This window comes from Gluconacetobacter azotocaptans (genome assembly GCF_014174355.1).
GTDB lineage: Bacteria > Pseudomonadota > Alphaproteobacteria > Acetobacterales > Acetobacteraceae > Gluconacetobacter > Gluconacetobacter azotocaptans.
The window spans coordinates 39,394-58,315 of sequence record NZ_JABEQF010000011.1; the positions used below are offsets into that span (position 1 = coordinate 39,394).

The window sequence follows — 18,922 nt, forward strand, 5'->3', positions numbered from 1 at the left end:
GTTTGGCCGCCAGCAACCTGTTCGGTGTAACGTAGATGCGTGGCAAATTGTGGCTGCTGGCGGCGGCGCTGTCCCTTGTGGGATGCATGGACCACACACGGCCGATTTTCGGGGATTGGCATGGCTATCAGAACGGAAACCCCGATGGTTGGGACAGATCCGTGGCGCTGGTCCTGGAGGGACCGCCCGATGCCCGCCATGGCATCTACCATCTTCGCGTCCTGCGGCGCCCGTCCGCCCTGTCCTCGCCGAGTGTGGGCATGTCCCATGATGTCCGCTGGCAGGACATCTGGGTGGAACACACGGTCGCGGCCGGCGGCAATCACTGGACGGTCATCGAACTGCAGTCCGCGCCCAGTTCGGAATATTCCAGCTATATCCTGATGCCGGAGCGCACGCTTGTGCCGGTGGCCCCTGACGGCGGGACGCCGGATCTGTCGGACGCAGGGCAGAAAGCGCGCCTGACGCCGCGCCCCGTCACCGCCCACGGCTATGGCCGGATTTGACGCGAGGCTGGGGTTTCCCCCGCCGTGCGGGCTCAGGACCCCAGGGCCACGATATGGACCCTGCCGGCCAGGTCCTGGCCCGCCCGCGCGCCTGGCGACACCAGAACCGTGGCCCGGCGTGACGCATGCCCGCCCTGGCCGTCATCCATCGCGACGGTGACAAGAAGGGTCACGGGTTTTCCGCCCTCGGGCGATGGGCGCACATGGGGCGCCCCGGCCATGTCCAGCGCCCGGCGGACGGCCGGGTCGGCCACCGCGAGGTCGGGATCGTTCTGCTGCGTCACCGACAGGTACGGCCGCACCGCGCGCAAAAGCCCCGGCGTCATGCCCAGCACGAGGCCGATTTCATCCATGCTGCGGAATATGTCGCCCGGGGGTGTATAGGGCCGTCCGGCGGCGAGATAGAGCGCCTTGGTCCTGGCGGCGTTCCCCTGCCCGGCGGTGCTTCGCCATTGCACCATGTTGGCGGCGATGTCGTCCGCCTGCTTTTTCTGTGCCCCGCACACCTGCAGCAGCGCGGCCAGAAGCGCCCGCGAGGCGATGTTGGGATTGACCAGCCCGGCCTCGCTGGCCAGTCGTATGCGCGAGGTCAGGCCCCCCGCCGTCCGCACGTGCTCGCGCCCGTCGGCGTTCCAGTGCCCGGGCGAGCGGTCGAGGGCGTGAAAGATCCCGACCCAGATTTCGCCATCCGCCGCCGCGCGCATCTGCGCCGCGCGGCGCATGGCGTAGACGGTGCGCAGCTGCCGGTCGACCGACGTCACGACGACGGACACCAGGAACGACAGCAGCACCAGCGTCCAGAGCACGATCAGCAGGGCGAAGCCCCCGTCCTGCTCCCCGTCACGCCCCCTGCCGCGCCGGCCCGTCACGGCGACAGGCCGACCCTGTGCCGCAGATGCTGCTGCGGATCGGCGTTGCCGGTCGCGCCCATCATCTCCAGTTCGTCCGGGACGACCGCGGCGTTGGGGTGGCTGTCGCGCAGGTCTTCCATCAGCGCCACTGCGTCGCGCTGGTCGTGCATGACATGGGGGGTGATGAGAATCAGCAGTTCCGTCCGCTGGCGATTGTTGTTCTGGTTTCCCGCGAGTACGCCCAGCACCGGAATGTTCTTGAGCCATGGGATGCCGCTGTTGGTGCGGGTGGAGGTGTCGGTGATCAGCCCCGCCAGCCCCACCGTCTGCCCGTCCTGCACCACCACGCGCGAGGACACCGTGCGGTCGTTGAAGGTGGGGTTGGTGGTTGCGCTGCTGGTGCTGGAATTGGCCGAGGTCACGGAACTGACTTCCTGCACGACGTCCAGCGTGACCAGCCCGGCGTCGGTGACATGCGGCGTCACCTGCATGATGACGCCCGTCGGCTGGTAGGTGAACTGGTTGTAGATCGACGTGCCGATGGTGCTGGATTGCGATCCGATCTGGATGGGCACCAGTTGCCCGACCTGCAGGCGGGCGGCCTTGTTGTCCTGGACCATGAGCTGCGGCGACGACAGGACGTGCACCGTGGTCACGTTCTGCAGGGCGTCGATGGCGAACGGCGCGCCGCCGCCGCTGGCGCCCCCGATGATGAAGCCGGGCAGCGTGTGGCTGAAGGCGGCGGTCGCCAGGGTGCCGGTGGTGATGGTCTGGCTGTTGCCGCTGAGCACCCCGTTGATGCCGCCCGATTTGAAGAAGAACTGCGTGCCGTACTGCAAGGCGTCGTTGAGCTGGACCTCGGCAATGACGGCGTCGATGCGAACCTGCAAGGGCATGACGTCGATTTTTCGCATCATCTGCTCGACCGCGTCGCTTTCCTGCTCGGTCGCGTAGATCAGGATGGCGTTGTGCTGTGCGTTGGAGATGATGCGCATCCCCTGGCTGCGGCCTTCGTTGCCGGCGGTGCTGTCCAGCCCGCCCAGCAGGGGATTGCTGGATGCCGCCTGCTGGCCCCCGCCCGGCTGCTGGCCGGCGGCCGGGGTCGTACCGCCCTGCTGCCCCCCGCCGAACAGGGAATTCGCGTTTCCCAGCCCGCCCGTCATGGAATTGTTGCCGCCCAACCCGCCACTGTTCAGGCCGCCGCCGGCCAGCCCCCCGCCGGCCAGGCCGCCGCCCATGGCGTTGGCGCCGATGCCCCCCTGCTGGCCGGTCTGGGTGGAGGCTTCGGGGGGCATTGCCGTTACGTCGCCCGGCGTGAACGCCTGCTGCAATGTGTAGGCCACGTCGTTGACGTTGGAATTCTGCACGTAGAACACATGCCACGACCGCAGGGTGGCGCGCCGGTTGCGTTCGATCAGCGCGAACAGGCGTCGCGCGTCGTCGACATAGCGCGCGGTGCGGGAGACGACCAGCACGGCATTGACCCGCGCCAGCGGCAGGACCTGGACGATCTGCGCCAGCGCGCCGCCGCTGCCGTGCAGGGCGGTCTGCAAGGCCGTCGCCATGTCGCGGGCGCTGCCCGATTCCACAGGCAGCAGGGCGTAGGACTGGCTGGCCAGCCAGTCCACGTCGAAGGCGCGGATGACCTCGACCAGCGTATTGCGCGCCGAGGGCTCGCCGCTGACCATCACGGCATTCGCGCTTTCGACCGGCGTGACGCGCGCCCCGGCCTGCACGAACGGCTGAAGCGCCCGGGCCAGGTTTCCGGCGGCGGCATAGCGCAGCGGCACCATGACGCTGCCGCCCAGGGCGTCGCCTTCGGCCAGGCCGGGCGTGCCCGCCCCCTGCGCGGTGCCCCCTTCGGCCTGCGCCGGCACGATGCGGTACAGGCCGTTGCTGCGGATGAGGGTGGCGTGGACCTGCGACAGGATGAGTTGCAGGGCCGGCATGACCTGCCCCGCTGTCAGCGGCGACGCCGTATGCAGCGTCACCTGGCCCCTGACCGCCGGGTCGATCGCGTAATTCACGTGCAGGATGTCCGTCAGGATCTGCGACACCGCGTCGCGGATGTCGGTATCGGCGAAATTCAGCACGATGGTGCCGACGCCGCCCGCCTGCCCCGACGCCGGAACGCGCGGCACCGCATCGCGCCCGTAGCTGTACTGGACCGGACCGAGCGCATTCACCGCCCCGATCCGGCCGTTCGTCATGTCGGGTTCGGCGCGGCCCAGCGGCATCGGGCCGGGCAGCGGCCGCACCTGCGGCGCATGTGCGGGGGCGCACCCCGTGACGGCCAGGCACAGCGCCACCCCCCCCCAGCGCGCATGTCGGCGGCAGGTCGTGCGGGAAGAGGAATCATCGCGAAAAATCATTGTGTGCCGCCTGGTATCTGGTCTTCGGGCTTCTGGTCGTCGGGTGGGGAAATGCCGGGAGATGGGGCGCCTGCCTTGCCGTCGGCGCTGCGGTCGCGGTCCGGCCGCAGGGTCTGCGCGCCGCCCGCGCCGGTGACGCGCACGGAATCGATCCCGATCGCGACGATCTGCCAGGGGCCGACGGTCGCGCCGACATCGACGACCTGCCCCCGTCCCGTGCCCTGCGTCATGAAGATGGCGCGCCGTCGCCCCAGGCTGACGACGATGCCGGCCAGCCGGGGTACGGAGGCGGACGTGTCCGGCGTGGCCTCGGGGCGACGGGTGCGGCTGAACAGCGGACGCGCCAGGATGGCCGTCTGCCAGTCCGCGATCCGGGCGGCGTTCGCCAGGCCCTGCGCGGCCGGCGCGGCGGCGTATGCGGAAAAGGGAGGGAGGAGGGCGGCCAATCCGATACCGCAGGCCATGGCGCGGCCCCGACGCGACGCGGAGACTGTCATGCGGATCATGGCGCGGGTGCGGCCGGCGGGGGCGCGCTGCTGTCGGTCCGGCGGAACGCGTACACGGACATGTCGCATTCCATCATCGTGGCCGGCGTGTTCTCGTCTTCGGATTTATGAATATGCAGCGCGTCGATAACGACGGCGGGCGACGAACGTTCCAGCGTGGCGATCAGGCGGACCAGGGTGGGGAACGCGGCGCTGACGACGATATGCAGCCCGATCCGCTGGTACGGGCCGATGGTGGCGGCGGGCACGTTCTCGGCGCTGGAGATGCTGGCCCCCATCGACGAGGCCGTCTGCTGCAGCGTCTCCTCAAGGTTGGCGCTGGCGATGGCGTCCGTCGCGCCGCCGATCAGCAGCGCCGGCCCCGGCGCAGACGTGGCGGCGGCGCGGCGCAGGCCCGGCAGCGCGGCCGACAGGGCTTCCATCCGGGCCACCGTGTCGCGCTGGATGCCGAGGCTTTCGGCGCGCTGCGCGTACCAGCCCCACAGCGGCGCCACGACCAGCAGCCAGGCCAGCATCACGACCACCGCCGACAGGCCAAGGGCGGCCAGACGGCCCGGCCGTCCTTCGGGCAGGGCGCGGATCAGGGCATGGCGCGACGGGAGTGTGTGTTTGGGAATAAGCGACATCACTGTCCGACGCCGGCGTGAATCGAAAAGAGACTGGCATTCTGCCCCTCCACCCGCGTCACCGGGGCGACGAAGGCGGGGGTGCGGAACAGGGGATCGGTGCTGAGGGCCTGGATCAGCCCCGTCGCGGCCGAGGCCTGGCCGCTGATGATCAGTTGCCCCTGCCGCAGGATCAGGTCGGTCAGGAAGCTGTCGTCGGGCAGGATGCGGGTGACGGCGGCCAGCACCTCCAGCGGGTCGCCCAGCCGCCTGCGTTCCCGCGCGATCAGCCCCGCCCCGGCCGAACGGTCCTCAGCCTGGCGGCGCAGCACGCGGGCCTGCTCGGCCTCGGGGCGCAGCAGCACGATCCGCGCCGCCAGATGCCCCTGTTCGACCGACTGCCGCCAGAACGCCGCACCCCCCGCCACGGCCGGCAGCAGCGCCGCCGCGACGATCATCGCCATGCGGGCGCGGGGCAGCCGCCCCTGCCCGGTCGCGGCGTCGCGCATCGGGATACCGGCCCGGCCCGCCGCGTCTTCCAGCCTGTCCGGCCGAAGCCCGACCCGCGCGAGGGTGGCCAGCGCGGCGGCGATCGCCGCCCGGGGCACGATGGACAGCCGCACATGCAATTGCTTGTGGTCCGGGTCGCGGCGCAGGATGTCGTAGGCGTACCAGATCCGGTCGGCAGGAAACGGCGTCAGCCGGTCCATCTCGTAGCCCAGCACCGTGTCGAGGCTGCCGCCCGTGGCCGACGGCAGCACGACGTCGCGCTGCATCGGCAGGCCGGGCGGCAGGCGCAGCACGGTCGAGGCCGGCGCGGCCCCCCCCAATGCGTCGGACAGGGCATGTCGGCAGGCGGCCACATCGCCGTCGTCCGCCCCGTCTGACAGGCCGCAGCCACCCACAGGCGTGGGCGTGCCCTGCCGGACCACCGACACGGCCAGCCGTGCGTCCTCGATCGCCGCGACGACCACCGGCCTGGCCGAAAAGCGTGACAGGCGCCATCGTTCGGGGATCATCCCCCCGATCTGTCGCCGCCACCAGATGAACAGATCGCCGACGATCATGAGGCGCGCGTTAGGGACGTACTGAGCAAGGACAGGGTTCCGACCGGCTGGCAAAGGGGCACATACAGAATTCGACAGATCTTCGTTCTTTTTTGAAAAAAAGAACCAAAAAACTTTTAGTCGTTCAGGGTCCATGTGCTAGCCCGGCAGGGGCTCCGTCGCCGGTGCGGCAACGATATCCGGCCAGTGGCGCCGATCGTCATCGGGGAAAAGGATGCGGATCCGCACGAGTTCAGGCAAGCCATTTCCATACCATCCATTTTCCCATTTCCCGTCTGAAAAATAATCGCAGTCGATGCCCCGCACGCCGTCCAGCAGGATGTCCTGCCGCGTGGGGGGCGAGGGTTCGATCACATGCCGGTAGGGCATCCAGACGACGATCAGCCGGTGACGATCGTCCACCGACAGGCGCATATCGGCCAGCGGCGTATCGGCCCCCAGCGCCAGCGGCAACCGCCCGCGCAGGGCGAAGCCGTGGGCGCGGCCGACGAAAACCTGCCCGTCCCGCGCGCCGCCGCCGTCCGCGTCCTCGACCAGATGGCGCAGGAAGCGATCGACCGCGCCCAGTTCGGCCTGCGCCGCCAGCATGCCGCGCTGGCGTTCGAAGACCATCGTCGCCGCCTGGAACCCGCGTTCCAGCGCCAGCAGCACCAGCGAGAAGACCACCAGGGAAATCAGGATTTCGACCAGCGTGAAGCCCTGCTGCCCCCTGTTGCCACCGGCCCTCATGGCGCACCCACCCGCGTGCCCAGCCGCCGGGTGCGCAGCACCACCGTCCGATGGCCGCCCGCTGTGGTCGCGTCGGGCCAGGATTCGGTGACTTCGACCTGATACAGCACCATGGCGGGGCCCTGGTCCGCCACGCCCGACTGGTCGGGCACGATGCGGATCTGCCAGGTGAAGCCGCTGCCGTCGTCGCCGCCCTGCACCAGCGGGGCGATGCGCAGGCCGTGGCCCACCGCCGCCAGATGCGACTGCGCGCGCGAGATCGCTTCCTCGGTGCGGTTGGACAGTTGCGTGGCCGCGATGCCGCCGATCATCCCTTCGTAGACCACGCCCAGCGCCAGCATGGCGATGACGAAGGCGATCAGGACCTCGATCAGGGTGAAGCCGGCGTCGCGGTCGCGCATGACGGGGCTCATGGTCCGTCCACGGTGACGGCGCCCGTCAGCCAGTTGGTGCGCAGGGTGACCTGCCGTCCCTGTTCGACCAGCGCCAGCCGGGCGCCGGAGGCGCTGCCGTCGGGGTAGAAGGTGACGCCCGTGGCGCTGCCGGCGGCCAGCGCCACGCCGCGCGGCAGGGCCTGGCGGGCGCCGTGCCCTTGCGCGTATTCCATGTGCACCGGGTCGATCGTGACCGTGGTGGCGGCGCCCGAGACAATCGCCTGCATCCGCGCCTGGCGCAGGGCGAGGGCCAGCGATTGCGCCGCGCCGCGCAGGTCCAGCGTCGTCGAATGCAGCGGTCCGCGCGCGATCAGCATCGTGCCGATCAGACCCAGCACCAGCACGACCACGATCATCTCGATCAGGGTGAACCCTGCGTCCGGCGCGCTATTTCGCAAGGTCGTTCAGGCTCAGCATGGCCAGCAGCAGCGACGACACGATGCCCGCGACCAGCAGGCCCATGACGATGGTGATGGCGGGCACCAGCAGGGCGACCAGGCGCTGGGTGACGACGCGCACCTGGTCTTCGTGAATGTCGGCGGCCCGCAGCGCCATCGGCCCCAGCCGGGCGGTTTCCTCGCCCAGCCGCAGCAGATGGACGGTGCGGCGGGGAAACAGCCCTGCGGCCTCCAGCGCGCCGGACAGGCCGCGCCCGCCCTTGGCGCTCTGCGTCGCCGCGTCGATGGCCTGCACGGCCGCCAGGTTGGTGATGGCCCCCCGCACGATCGCCAGCGCCGCCAGGATGGGCACCCCGTTTTCCAGCAGCGTGCCCAGGATGCGGGCGAAGCGGGCGGCCAGGATTTCGCGCAGCAGCGCGCCGATGCCCGGCAAGGTCAGCAGCCAGCCATCCACGCGCAGCTTCGCCGCCGGACGCCGCAGGATGGCCCGGCCCGCCACGACCAGCGCCAGCAGGACCAGCGGGATGAGGATGCCGTAGCGGCCCAGCAGGTCGCCGGCCCCGATCATCAGGCGCGTCGAGGCCGGCAGCACCGCCCCGTTCTGCGCGAACAAGGGGGTGAATTGCGGCAGCACGTCGGTCAGCAGCAGATAGATCGAGCCGCACGCCGCCAGCGTCAGGATGGCGGGATAGATCATGGCGGACTGCACGGTGGCGGCCAGGGCGCGCTCGCGTTCCTGCAAGGCCGCCAGCCTGTCCATGGTGGGGGCCAGGTCGCCCCCGGCCTCGGCCGCGCGGACCATGCCGACATACAAGGGCGGAAAGCTGCCGGGATAGCGCCCCAGGGCGACATGCAGCGCCTGGCCGTCGCGCACCATGGCGCGGACCCCGTCGCACACCGCGCGCACCCGCGCGCTGGGCGCGGTTTCGACCAGAAAGCGCAAGGCGCGGTCGACATCCTGCCCCGCGCCCAGCATGACGGCCAGTTCGCGCGTGATCGCCGCCAGTTCGCTGCGCCGCAGGTCCTTCCGGCGCAGGCCCATGCCCGACGGCCACGTCAGCGCGAAGCGCGCCGGGGCGCCGACATGCATGGGGATGTGCCCCTGGCGGCGCAGCGCCGCCACGGCGGCGGCCTCGGTCTCGACATTCAACGTGCCCCGGACCAGGTTGCCCTGCGCATCGACGGCGGTGAAGCTGAAGTCAGCCATCGGCCCCGCCCGGCATGGATTTTACATCAGCCCCGGACACTGCGGGTCACTTCCTCGATGGTGGTTTCCCCGCGCAGCGCCGCCATCAGGCCCGAGGCGAACATCGGCACCATCCCGGCCGCGACGGCCGCGCGTTCGATCGCCGTATGGTCGCTGCGCGAAAAAATGAGATGTTCGATGGCTTCGTCCGGTTCCAGCAGTTCGGCGATCGCCTGTCGCCCGCTGTATCCGGTGTTACGGCACTGGGCGCAGCCCACCGGGCGGAACAACGTGACCGGCGCGTCGGGCGACAGCGCCCGCAGGCCCAGGCGCTCGACCAGTTCGGGGGGCGGGCTGTAGGGCGTCTTGCACCGGTCGCACAGGCGGCGCACCAGCCGCTGCGCGACCACGCCGCGCAGCACGGCCGTCAGCAGGTAATCCTCGACCCCCATGTCGCGCAGGCGGATGATGGCGGCGGCGGCGGAATTGGTATGCAGCGTCGACAGCACCAGATGCCCGGTCAGCGCGGCCTGCACCGCGATCTGGGCCGTCTCGATATCGCGGATTTCACCGACCATGATGACGTCGGGGTCCTGGCGCAGGATGGAGCGCAGCAGGGTCGCGAAGGTCAGGCCGATCTGCGGCCGGACCTGCACCTGGTTGATCCCGGCGAGCTGGTACTCGATGGGGTCCTCGATCGTCACGACCTTGCGCGTCACGGCGTTGAGGTCCGACAGGCCGGTGTAGAGCGTGGTGGTCTTGCCCGAGCCGGTCGGGCCGGTCACCAGCACGATCCCGTTCGGCAGGGCCAGCAGTTCCCGCAGCCGGGCGACGATGGCGGCCGGCAGGCCCAGGGTTGCGTAGTCGAACGTCACGCTCGACCGGTCGAGCACGCGCAGCACGACGGTTTCGCCATGCAGCGAGGGGATGGTGGAGACCCGGAAATCGATTTCATGCCCGCGCACGGCCAGCTTGATCCGCCCGTCCTGCGGCAGCCGCCGTTCGGCGATGTCGAGGCGGGCCATGATCTTGATGCGCGAGACGATGGCCGGGATCAGGTGCGCGGGGGGGCTGTCCATTTCATGCAGCACGCCGTCGTAGCGGTAGCGGACGCGCAGCCGGTCCTCGAAGGGTTCGATATGGATGTCCGACGCATGGGTCTCGACGGCGCGGCCGATGATCTGGTTGACCAGGCGGATCACCGGGGCCTCGGACGCCAGGTCCTTGAGGCGTTCGGCGTCGTCTTCCAGCGGCGCGGATTCGTCGTCCGGCAGGGCGGCGGCGTGGTCCTCGCGCGGGTAGAGACGGTCGAACGCGGCGTCCAGTTCGATCGGCAGGGCCACCAGGGGCGACACATGCAGCCCCGTGGCCGCCGCGATCGAGGCCGGCGCGAAGGAATCCAGCGGGTCGCGCAGGGCCAGGGTCACGCCATTCCCGCTCAGGGCCATGGGCAGGGCGTGGACATCGCGCAGGAAGCGCGCGCCCAGTTGCTCGGCCAGCACGGGCTCCGCCGGGTAGAGGTCCGGAGTGGCCAGCGGGATGCCCAGCAGTTCGGCGTAGCTCAGCGCCATGTCGCGCTCGGACACCAGGCCCAATTGCAGCAGGATGCGGTCCAGCCGCCCGCCGTTCTGGTCCGCCGCGCGACGTGCGCGTTCGATGGCGCGGACGTCGCATCGGCCGGTATCGACCAGCAGGCGCGCCAGATCGGCGACCGGGCCGCCCCTGGGGCCGTCCACCTCGATGTCCTGGATGTTGGGCTCACGCTCCATGGATTGCGGTGCCATCCTTTGCGGTCACAGGGCCAGCCCGGCCGGCCGGGCCTGCCATAGCCATATCCCCCACATCGCCAGCGCCAGCCCGGGCCCGAACGGCACCGCCAGCCGCCGGTCCAGCCGGCCGCGCCCCGCGATTGCGGCCCCGCACAGCGTCAGCAGCGCCGCCAGCAGGACGATATGCGGCAGGGCCTGGAGGCCGAGCCATGCGCCCCCGGCGGCCAGCAGCTTCGCATCCCCCATGCCCAGCCCATCATGACCGCGGACCCGGCGATACAGAAGGGAAATCGCCCGGAAGGAGCCATACCCCAGCACCGCCGCCCCGCCGTGCCACAGCACGGAGGCGAGGCCCTGCGGCACCGCCATAATCAACCCCGCCGCGACCAGCGGCAGCGTCAGGATGTCGGGCAGGCGCAGGCACGCCAGGTCGATCGTGCCCAGGGTCAGCAGCCACCATCCGAACACGCATCCGCCCCAGACCGGGAACGGCGACGCCGGCCCGCCGTTCCACGGAAGGCCGACCGCGCACAGCACGATCGCGGCCACCACGACCGCCAGTACCTCCATGACGAGATGCGACACATGAATGACGCCGCCACATGTCCCGCACCGCCCCTTCCGCGCCAGATAGCTGACGATCGGCACCAGATCCCGGGGGCCGAGCACCGCCCGGCAGTGCACGCAGGCCGACCGGGCGAACACCACGGGCTGCCCCCCGGGCAGGCGCGACGCCAGCACGCCGAGGAACGAGCCCACGAAAGGTGCGAGCACCAGCGGCAGGTACGGCGAACGCAACAGGGGTCCCATCATCAGGGATTGCAGATCCGCGTCGCGGCGGCATCGGCGTTGCCGCCATTGGCCCCGGCCGAGCACAGGTCGTACTCATGGCCCGCGCGTTCCGACGGGTTGCGGTAGAGGTAGGGGTGATGCCAGGGGTCCTGCGGTTCGCCGCCCTCCTTCACATACGGGCCGTTCCAGTTCTCGGCGTCCGCCGGGCGGGCGACCAGCGCCTTCAGCCCGTCCTCGGTGCTGGGATAATTTCCGACATCGAGGCGATAGAGATCGAGAATCTGCCCCAGCCGCTGGATCGATTCCCGCGCCACCGAATTTTTGGCCCCCCCCAGTTGCCGCAGCGCCGCCGGGGCGACCAGGCCGATCAGCAGGCCCAGGATGGCGATCACGACCAGAAGTTCGAGCAAGGTGAAACCTTCCTCGCCGGATCGGAAAGACTGTCTGGATTTGGGCATGTTCAAGCTGAGTCCCTGTGAGAGTGGATCAGGGCTCTGCCCTGAAACCCGCCAAAGGCCGCCGGCCTTTGGAAACCAATCTGTTGATCCATGAGCGGAGTGCATCTGTCATTGCGTCCGCCGGTTGGTACAATGTTATAAAACCGCGCGCCCATAGCGGGTCGATCACGGAAAGGCCGGGGCCCGCCATGGGAATCGCATATCTTGGCTGCATGGTGCTGGCCGCGTCGATCTATCACCTGCCCCCCCGCATCCTGCCGTCGATCCAGGCCGTGGAGGGCGGGTGGAACGGGCTGGTGCACCATAATGCGAACGGCACGGACGATCTGGGCGTCATGCAGGTGAATACGCGCTGGGTCTTTCCCATTGCAACATATACGCATGTTCCGCCGCTGCTGGTCTATCGCAACCTCCTGGAAAATCCCTGCTATAATATCAGCGCGGCCGGGGCCGTGCTGCGTACCTACCTCAACGAAACGCATGGCGACCCGATGCGGGCCATCGGAAATTACCATTCCCACACCGCCCCGCTGAACGAAGCCTACCAAATGCAGGTGCTGTCCTCGGCCCGCCGGCTGTTCGGCCTGCGTCCCCGCGAGTGACGGCCCGCACGGCTCATTTCCCCAGCACGGCCACGCGCATCGCGCCGAAGGTCGCGCTCCCTCCTTCCACGAACAACGACACCCGATCGCTTCCGGCCGGTGGAAAGACAAGATCGGTCATGCGCAGGACGCCATCATTGGCGAACACCTCAACCGAATCGCGGTCGATGACCAGATGCAGCGACAGCGTGCCGCCCGGTGCGGCCAGATGGGCGATATGCGCCAGGCTGAAGCGGGGCGAAAAGCCGACGTTTCCGGAATGCGCGCGGTCCAGCGTCAGGGTCTGATCAATGAAATCGTACCCGATGGACGTCCCGATCGTGCCGTCCGCCGAGCCGCGCACCACGATGCCGGCGCGCCGGGCGTCGCCCCGGCGGATCGCCAGGTGAATGTCGAGCACGTCGCCGCCGAAGGGTTGCAAGAGGTGGTCCCCGGCTTTCAGCATCCGATCGGGGTAGGCGTGGACACCGCTTTTCCGGACCATATCGTCATATGCGCGGGGGGGCGCCTGCACCAGGGCAGGACGCCCCTCGATGGTCTTCAGGGCGACTTCCACCGGCAGGGTCATCTGTCCCCGCCAGGGCGATGTCGGAATGTCCGAGGCATAATCCCAGTTGTTCATCCATCCGATCAGCAGGGGATTGCCGTCGCCGGTATTGGCGAAACGCGCCATCGCATACTGGTCCGCCCCGTGATCCAGCCAGAGATAGCGTGATGGATCGGACCCCGGCGCCGGCAGGGCATCGGGCGTGAAAATCGTGCCGTCGAACCGCCCCACAAAATATTCCACGCCCGAGCCGCCGGCGATGCTCCAGGGATTCACGCTGACGATCATTACCCATTTCACGTCATGGGGATTTCCGTCCAGCGGAAGAGGAAGCAGCAACGGCATTTCCCACAGCATGCCGGGCTTCCGATAGCCGGACGGCTGGAAATCGCTGAGAAACGACCAGTGCAGCAGATCGGTGGAACGATAGAGCTTCACCACCTGGGCGTCGCCCACCACCGTCGCCATCACCCAGCACTGGCCGTCGGGGTACCAGAACACCGACGGATCGCGGAACTGCCGTGATTCCGGCTGCAATGTCAGGACGGGGTTACCCTCATGGGCACGCCATGTGTGGCCGCCATCGACACTGTAGGAAATCGACTGCGCCTGCGTACCCTCGGGGTGCGCCGGCGTATTGGAATAGACCGAGGTATAGAAGGCGAGCAGCGGAGGGGCCGCCTTGCTGCCCAGGCCCGACCGGTTGTCACGATCGAGAACCACCGTGCCCGAGAAAATATCCTCGTCCGGACGGGCGGGAATCGCGACGGGTTCCTCGGTCCAGTGGACCAGATCGGTACTGGTCGCGTGTCCCCAGGACGTATGTCCCCAGACCATGCCGTGGGGATTGTACTGGAAGAACAGATGATAGACCCCGTTCAGCAGGAACGGGCCGTTCGGATCGTTCGCCCAATGCCGGGCCGGCGAGAAATGCAGGGCCGGCCGCCAGTGCGGCGTGTCCTGTGCCCGCAGCGCGGGCGACGCCAGCATCAGCAGGGCAAAGGCAAGCGGGCCGGTCCGACGACGCACGATGCCGGAAGGTCGGCGCGGCGATCGGATGAGTGCCTGGAATGGGTTCCACATCACGGGGGATAAATCTGTGGCCGAACGCGGAGTGACCAGCCTGCCTTTCGGGCAGGCTGGTCAAGCCATGTTACTGATTCACGAACTGATTGATCTGCCGTACGACCTGGCCGTTGGCGCCGTTGGCATTGGCCGCCTGGGCCAGCAGGCCGGACTGGCCGCCCTGGCCGAACAGATCCTGGATGAAGCCGGCGATATTGATATCCGCACGATTGGCGGGAATATCACCATAGCCACCCAGTCCCCCATTGCCGTAGCGCAGATCGACGACCGACGCGCTCTTGGCGATTTGCAGCCTGACCGTCGGCGACAGTGCGCCACCCCGACGCCCCTCGACCGTATCGATGAACGATTCCACCAGTCCACCCGGCATGATGTAATGCGAATAGGACTGGAACGCCCGCGGGTTCTGGTCCGGATTGGGATCGAAATCGGTTCCGGCGGCGGTGTTGAGGTCGGTCGGGTTACCCAGCACCAGCCCGCTGCCGTAGTTCATGGGCTGGAAGTCGCTGCGGATACCGTTGCCGACGAAGCCGTACACGCCATCCGGACCATCGACGCCGGCCGCATATGTCGTGCGATGGCTGATGGTGAAGACGTAGTATTTTCCGTCCTTGATATACATCTGCGGCCGCTCGGTCTGGTCATTGACGCAGTTGGACGAAATCAGCGGCGGCAGGAACTTCCACTTCGACAGCGAGCCGTTTTCGGCAATTGCCAGGCCGATATTGGCCTTCTGGTAATAGGCGCCGGAATCGAGCACTTCCTGCAGGGTTTCGGCATGCGGGTCGTTGGGGCGATAGCCCAGGTCGGCTTCGGTGCAGTTCGGAGTACCGCGATCGCCGGCGGTATTGCCTTCGAACACCATGTAGTTCACGCCGGGATGCTGCGGATCCTCGAAGGTGAACGGGTCGCGGAAGCTGTAGAATTCGTTCTGCTGGCCGGTCTGGTAATACGTGCCGTCAGGCCGCAGAAGCGGCGTGTGCGTGCCGAAACCCGTGAACCAGACATGGCGGAAATCGGCATGGATCTGGCCCAGCGTCTGGGTGATGACGGCCACCGGCGGCGTGATGTTGCCCGCATTGGCGTTACGATTGAACGCCAGGTCGGTATAGAACACCGACACGGTATTGCCATGCACGTTCATCAGACGGGCCGAGCCGGACCATTCCGCCTGCTCGGTATAGGTGGTGCCGGCGAAAACCTGCGCGCTGGTCCCGTCGGGGAAAAGATGGCCGCCATAGATCCAGCCGCCGTTGACCGGCCGTTGGCTGGCGGGAATGCCCGCGCGCCGGTAGAAGAAGCCGATGCGGGCATGGACGTGACGATCGTCGAAGGTATAGCCGGCATTCGGGTCGGCCGTGAGTGAGAAGATGACCTCCCACCCATTATAGCTGAACTGGTCGGCGTGCTTGTCGATCAGCGTCCACGTATCCCATATCCAGACGTCCGGACTGGTCTGCGGGAAATCGGCCGGGATGTTCGGCATCGTCAACTGTGCCGGCATGGAATTCTGGCCGACCGCGACGCTGGTGCTGGAATGGGCCTTGATCTGCAGCGCATCGGCGCGCGTCCAGCGCGACGTGAAATCCGAAGCGGGGTCATACGCCTGCTGCGTATGGATGCTGGGCAGGGGAAAACCCGGTACGCCCGACAGCGAACGCCCTGCAAAAAGCTGGGCGCCGTGGGGCATCATGCCCGGACGTGGGGCGACGCGCTGGGCTTCCTGCCTGCGCAAGGACTGTGTCTGGGCCGACGCACCCTGCGCCCCCAGAGACATGGCGATAGATCCCGCCAGCACGATTTTCAGCGCTGACCTTTTCCGGCGTACGTCCGCCATGTAACCCTCCTGAAGCAGAGCCGGACATCGCGACCTTGCGTCACAATTGCCCAGCTACCGATAAATACGTGATTTATAAAGGATTTTTCCTGTGTGCCTCGCGACCCGAGGCGCAGAAGATCACGAGAAATTTACATTTGTCAATTTTATTTTAATTAAAATTTGGTGGCGAAATTGAGGCACGCCCGCGGTATGCGGACGCACGAACGCGTTATATTTTGAATACAGAACGTACAGGTCTTTATTTTTATAAATTGAGCCGTTCCGGATGCACGTCCGCTGGGCCGGGAATGACCAGAGTTCCACCTGGCATTCCTGCTGGGTTCCACGCCCTTTCAGGATCGTGTCCGTTCACGACCCTGGCGTGATGGCATCCCACATACCGCATCCTTTGCGGAATAACAAAGCGTATTCTCGATTGCCGCCACTGGAACGGCCTGCCGGCCGGATAGTTTCCCCTGGCGCGTGCCCCATGATCGACATGCGCCGGAACGCAGGAGGCGCACATGCATGCGTGCCTCATATTTCCTTATTATATAATGGTCTTTTCTATATTCCGATCCACGTCATAACATCGCCTCACAGGCCCGTGTCCCACGGCGGCAGCGGGCCGTAGCATTCGGAAAGATAGTCGATCATGGCCCGGACCTTGAGGGCCACGGTCGCCGCCGGTGGGTACACCGCATGCAGTTCCGGGCCGTCCATCAGCGGCGCGTCCAGGGACAGCGCGCGCAACTGTCCCGCGCGCAATGCGTCGGCCACGATGAAACTGGGCTGGTAGATGATCCCCTGCCCCGCGACCGCGGCTTCGCGCAGCACGTCGCCATTATTGGCGCACAGGGGACCACGGACGGCAATGGCGCGCTCCCCCTTTGCCCCGAAGCGCCATCGCGCCGGGCCGACGGCGTCGCTGAGCGTGTAGCCGAGGCACGCGTGATGCGCGAGTTCCGCGATCGTCCGGGGCGTGCCGTGGCGGGCGAGGTAGGACGGGGCGGCGCAGACGACGAAGCGGATGGGGGCCAGCCTGCGGCTGCGGAGGCTGCTGGGCGTCATCTTGCGAATGCGCAGGGTCAGGTCCCACCCTTCCTCGACAGGGTCGACCGCCCGGTCGTCCACGCCCAGTTCCACCGACACCAGCGGATAGCGCCGGCTGAATGCCCCAAGGATGGGCGCGACATGACGAATGGCGAAGGACACCGGCGCGTTCAGGCGCAGCCGCCCGCGCGGCTCGTCCCGTTCGGCCGCGACCTCGTGTTCCATATCTTCCAGTTCGGACAACAGCCTCTGGCATCCGTCCAGAAACAGGCGACCGGCATCGGTCAGCGAGAGGCGCCGCGTGCTGCGATGAAACAGCGCAACACCCAGCCGCGCTTCCAGCGCCGCGACATGCTTGGTGACCATCGTCTGCGACAGGGACAGCGTACGTGCGGCCCCGGCGAAACTGCCCTGCGCCACCACCCGGACGAACACCTGCATGCTGGTAATACGGTCGAGCACGGTACCTCATACCCCCAGTGTTATCTGACTTTTCAAAATGGGGGATTATCGTAGCGGGGGTGCGCGGGCAAATTCGCGTCACGACAACGGCAAGGAGGCAGGCGTCATGGAAATGCGATCCGTCAGCGCGGACAAGCCGGCCGGGCAGCCGGTGCTGTTTCTGCCCCATGGCGGCGGCCCGTGCTTCTTCATGGACTGGCCGGATACCTGGGACCGCATGGCGGCCTATCTGCGCGGGATCGCGGCGACGCTGCCCCGACGGCCCGATGCGATTCTGGTCATGTCCGGTCACTGGGAAACCGCCGTGCCGACCGTGACCTCGGGCACGCAGCCACCGCTGATCTATGATTATCACGGGTTTCCGCCGCACACGTACCAGCTGCGCTATCCGGCGCCCGGTTCGCCCGCGCTGGCGGCGCGGGTGCGCGCGCTGCTGGACGCGGCCGGAATCGTCAATGCCGAGGACCCCGACCGGGGTTTCGACCATGGCGTGTTCATCCCGTTCATGCTGGCCTTCGAGGCGGCCGACATCCCGATCGTGGAGCTGTCGTTGAAGGACGATATGGACGTCGCGGAGGAACTGCGCATCGGGGCGGCCCTGCGCCCCCTGCGCGACGAGAACGTACTGATCGCGGCAACCGGGATGACGTACCACAATCTGCGCCATTTCATGGGCAGGAACCCTGCATCCGACGCCATCTCGCGGACGTTCGACGCGTGGCTGGCCGATGCGGTCGAAGCCCCCGCCGCCGCGCGGGACGCGGCGCTGCTGGGGTGGGCCAGTGCGCCGGGCGCCCGGGTCTGTCACCCGCGCGAGGAACATCTGCTGCCGCTGATGTTCGCCGCCGGTGCCGCCGGCGCCGACCGGGGGCGACGCGACTACGGCGACATTGTCATGGGCAAGGCGTTATCGGGCTTCCGCTTCGGTTGATGCGGTTCCTCTTTCACACCGTCACAGGAAAGACCATGCGCATGAAAAAGACTTTTCCGGTCGGGGCCGCCGTCGTCCTGGGCCTGGTCGCGATACTGTCGGGGGCACAGGCCGCCACCCCGCCGCACGACGTGCAGGCCGGCAGCTACAAGGTCGACGCCGCGCATACGCAGATCATTTTCTCGACACTGCATTTCGGCTTCACCCTTTATTCCGGTATATTCTCGGGCGTTACCGGGACATTGCAGCTCGACCCCGCACACCCGACGGCCGCCAGGCTGGACATCACCGTGCCGGTGGACAGCGTCACGACCACCAGCGCCAAGCTGACGGGCGAACTGAAGGGCACGGACTGGCTCGACGCCGGGACATACCCGACCGCGACCTTTACCTCGACGAACGTGACCCCGACCGGCCTGGGCAGCGCTACGATCGCGGGCAAGCTGACGCTGCATGGGGTCACGAAGCCGGTCGTGCTGCACGCGCATTATGTCGATGCGGGCGTCAACCCGATGGACAAGGCCTATACGGTCGGGTTCCAGGGTACCGCCACCATCAGGCGCAGCGATTTCGGGGTGAAGACCTATGTCCCGATGATCGGCGACGAGGTCACGCTGACCATCGCCGGCGCCTTCGAAAAGCAGGGCTGACCCTTACCCTTGCGACACCGATCACGAGCACGCCAGCGCAGGAAACGGCGGGCTCATTTTTCGTTAAGGACCCATCGCCGAGACCGCATGACCGGACCC

Annotated in this window: 19 protein-coding genes; 4 read left to right on the forward strand and 15 right to left on the reverse strand. The window is 67.7% G+C overall.

Annotated features, from left to right (window positions below; translation table 11 throughout):
- Window positions 1–35 precede the first annotated feature (35 nt).
- Window positions 36–506, forward strand: coding sequence for a hypothetical protein (locus HLH34_RS13705; RefSeq protein WP_183120142.1), 471 nt, complete (start codon window positions 36–38; stop codon window positions 504–506).
- A 32-nt stretch (window positions 507–538) separates the two neighbouring features.
- Here the strand turns inward: HLH34_RS13705 and HLH34_RS13710 are convergent, their stop codons facing one another.
- From HLH34_RS13710 to gspG, 12 genes are all read right to left on the reverse strand, one after another.
- Complete coding sequence (locus HLH34_RS13710; RefSeq protein ID WP_183120143.1) at window positions 539–1,375, reverse strand: type II secretion system protein GspK; 837 nt, start codon at window positions 1,373–1,375, stop codon at window positions 539–541.
- Window positions 1,372–3,729: a type II secretion system secretin GspD gene (gspD, locus tag HLH34_RS13715; protein ID WP_183120144.1), complete on the reverse strand. Its 2,358-nt coding sequence runs from the start codon at window positions 3,727–3,729 to the stop codon at window positions 1,372–1,374. The genes HLH34_RS13710 and gspD overlap by 4 nt, the downstream gene beginning before the upstream one ends.
- Window positions 3,726–4,226 carry a general secretion pathway protein GspN gene (locus tag HLH34_RS19485; protein WP_244959955.1) on the reverse strand — a complete coding sequence of 167 codons (501 nt, stop codon included), beginning with the start codon at window positions 4,224–4,226 and terminating at the stop codon, window positions 3,726–3,728. The genes gspD and HLH34_RS19485 overlap by 4 nt, the downstream gene beginning before the upstream one ends.
- A gap of 5 nt (window positions 4,227–4,231) precedes the next feature.
- The gene (gene gspM, locus HLH34_RS13725) at window positions 4,232–4,861 is read right to left on the reverse strand and encodes a type II secretion system protein GspM (protein WP_183120145.1); all 630 of its coding nucleotides are present in this window, start codon (window positions 4,859–4,861) and stop codon (window positions 4,232–4,234) included.
- The gene (locus tag HLH34_RS13730) at window positions 4,861–5,907 is read right to left on the reverse strand and encodes a PilN domain-containing protein (protein ID WP_183120146.1); all 1,047 of its coding nucleotides are present in this window, start codon (window positions 5,905–5,907) and stop codon (window positions 4,861–4,863) included. The genes gspM and HLH34_RS13730 overlap by 1 nt, the downstream gene beginning before the upstream one ends.
- Window positions 5,908–6,045: 138 nt before the next feature.
- Window positions 6,046–6,636, reverse strand: coding sequence for a prepilin-type N-terminal cleavage/methylation domain-containing protein (locus tag HLH34_RS13735; protein ID WP_183120147.1), 591 nt, complete (start codon window positions 6,634–6,636; stop codon window positions 6,046–6,048).
- Window positions 6,633–7,049 carry a PulJ/GspJ family protein gene (locus HLH34_RS13740; RefSeq protein ID WP_244959957.1) on the reverse strand — a complete coding sequence of 139 codons (417 nt, stop codon included), beginning with the start codon at window positions 7,047–7,049 and terminating at the stop codon, window positions 6,633–6,635. The genes HLH34_RS13735 and HLH34_RS13740 overlap by 4 nt, the downstream gene beginning before the upstream one ends.
- The gene (locus tag HLH34_RS13745) at window positions 7,046–7,468 is read right to left on the reverse strand and encodes a GspH/FimT family pseudopilin (protein WP_183120148.1); all 423 of its coding nucleotides are present in this window, start codon (window positions 7,466–7,468) and stop codon (window positions 7,046–7,048) included. The genes HLH34_RS13740 and HLH34_RS13745 overlap by 4 nt, the downstream gene beginning before the upstream one ends.
- A complete protein-coding gene (locus HLH34_RS13750) occupies window positions 7,458–8,675 on the reverse strand; it encodes a type II secretion system F family protein (protein WP_183120149.1) in 1,218 nt (405 codons plus the stop codon). Before HLH34_RS13750 ends, HLH34_RS13745 begins: the two co-directional genes overlap by 11 nt.
- 26 nt (window positions 8,676–8,701) lie before the next feature.
- On the reverse strand, window positions 8,702–10,423 hold the full coding sequence (locus HLH34_RS13755; protein WP_183120150.1) for a GspE/PulE family protein: 1,722 nt from the start codon (window positions 10,421–10,423) through the stop codon (window positions 8,702–8,704).
- A gap of 24 nt (window positions 10,424–10,447) precedes the next feature.
- A complete protein-coding gene (locus tag HLH34_RS13760) occupies window positions 10,448–11,236 on the reverse strand; it encodes a prepilin peptidase (RefSeq protein WP_240161920.1) in 789 nt (262 codons plus the stop codon).
- On the reverse strand, window positions 11,236–11,673 hold the full coding sequence (gene gspG / locus HLH34_RS13765) for a type II secretion system major pseudopilin GspG (RefSeq protein WP_183120151.1): 438 nt from the start codon (window positions 11,671–11,673) through the stop codon (window positions 11,236–11,238). Before gspG ends, HLH34_RS13760 begins: the two co-directional genes overlap by 1 nt.
- 188 nt (window positions 11,674–11,861) lie before the next feature.
- On the opposite strand from gspG, the gene HLH34_RS13770 reads away from it, so the two are divergent.
- Window positions 11,862–12,275, forward strand: a complete 414-nt coding sequence (locus HLH34_RS13770; protein ID WP_183120152.1) for a lytic transglycosylase domain-containing protein — start codon at window positions 11,862–11,864, stop codon at window positions 12,273–12,275.
- A gap of 13 nt (window positions 12,276–12,288) precedes the next feature.
- On the opposite strand, the gene HLH34_RS13775 is transcribed toward HLH34_RS13770, so the two are convergent.
- From HLH34_RS13775 to HLH34_RS13785, 3 genes are all read right to left on the reverse strand, one after another.
- Window positions 12,289–13,851 carry a glycoside hydrolase family 32 protein gene (locus tag HLH34_RS13775; RefSeq protein WP_264784369.1) on the reverse strand — a complete coding sequence of 521 codons (1,563 nt, stop codon included), beginning with the start codon at window positions 13,849–13,851 and terminating at the stop codon, window positions 12,289–12,291.
- Between the two features lie 124 nt (window positions 13,852–13,975).
- Entirely contained in the window at window positions 13,976–15,745 is a 1,770-nt protein-coding gene (locus HLH34_RS13780) for a glycoside hydrolase family 68 protein (protein WP_183120153.1), read from the reverse strand.
- Window positions 15,746–16,324: 579 nt separating this feature from the next.
- Window positions 16,325–17,242: a LysR family transcriptional regulator gene (locus HLH34_RS13785; protein ID WP_183120154.1), complete on the reverse strand. Its 918-nt coding sequence runs from the start codon at window positions 17,240–17,242 to the stop codon at window positions 16,325–16,327.
- Between the two features lie 112 nt (window positions 17,243–17,354).
- Here HLH34_RS13785 and HLH34_RS13790 point away from each other — a divergent pair, with 112 nt between their 5' ends.
- Both HLH34_RS13790 and HLH34_RS13795 read left to right on the forward strand, forming a co-directional pair.
- Window positions 17,355–18,173, forward strand: coding sequence for a DODA-type extradiol aromatic ring-opening family dioxygenase (locus HLH34_RS13790; protein ID WP_183120198.1), 819 nt, complete (start codon window positions 17,355–17,357; stop codon window positions 18,171–18,173).
- A gap of 41 nt (window positions 18,174–18,214) precedes the next feature.
- Entirely contained in the window at window positions 18,215–18,823 is a 609-nt protein-coding gene (locus HLH34_RS13795; protein ID WP_240161922.1) for a YceI family protein, read from the forward strand.
- The last annotated feature ends 99 nt before the right edge of the window (window positions 18,824–18,922 follow it).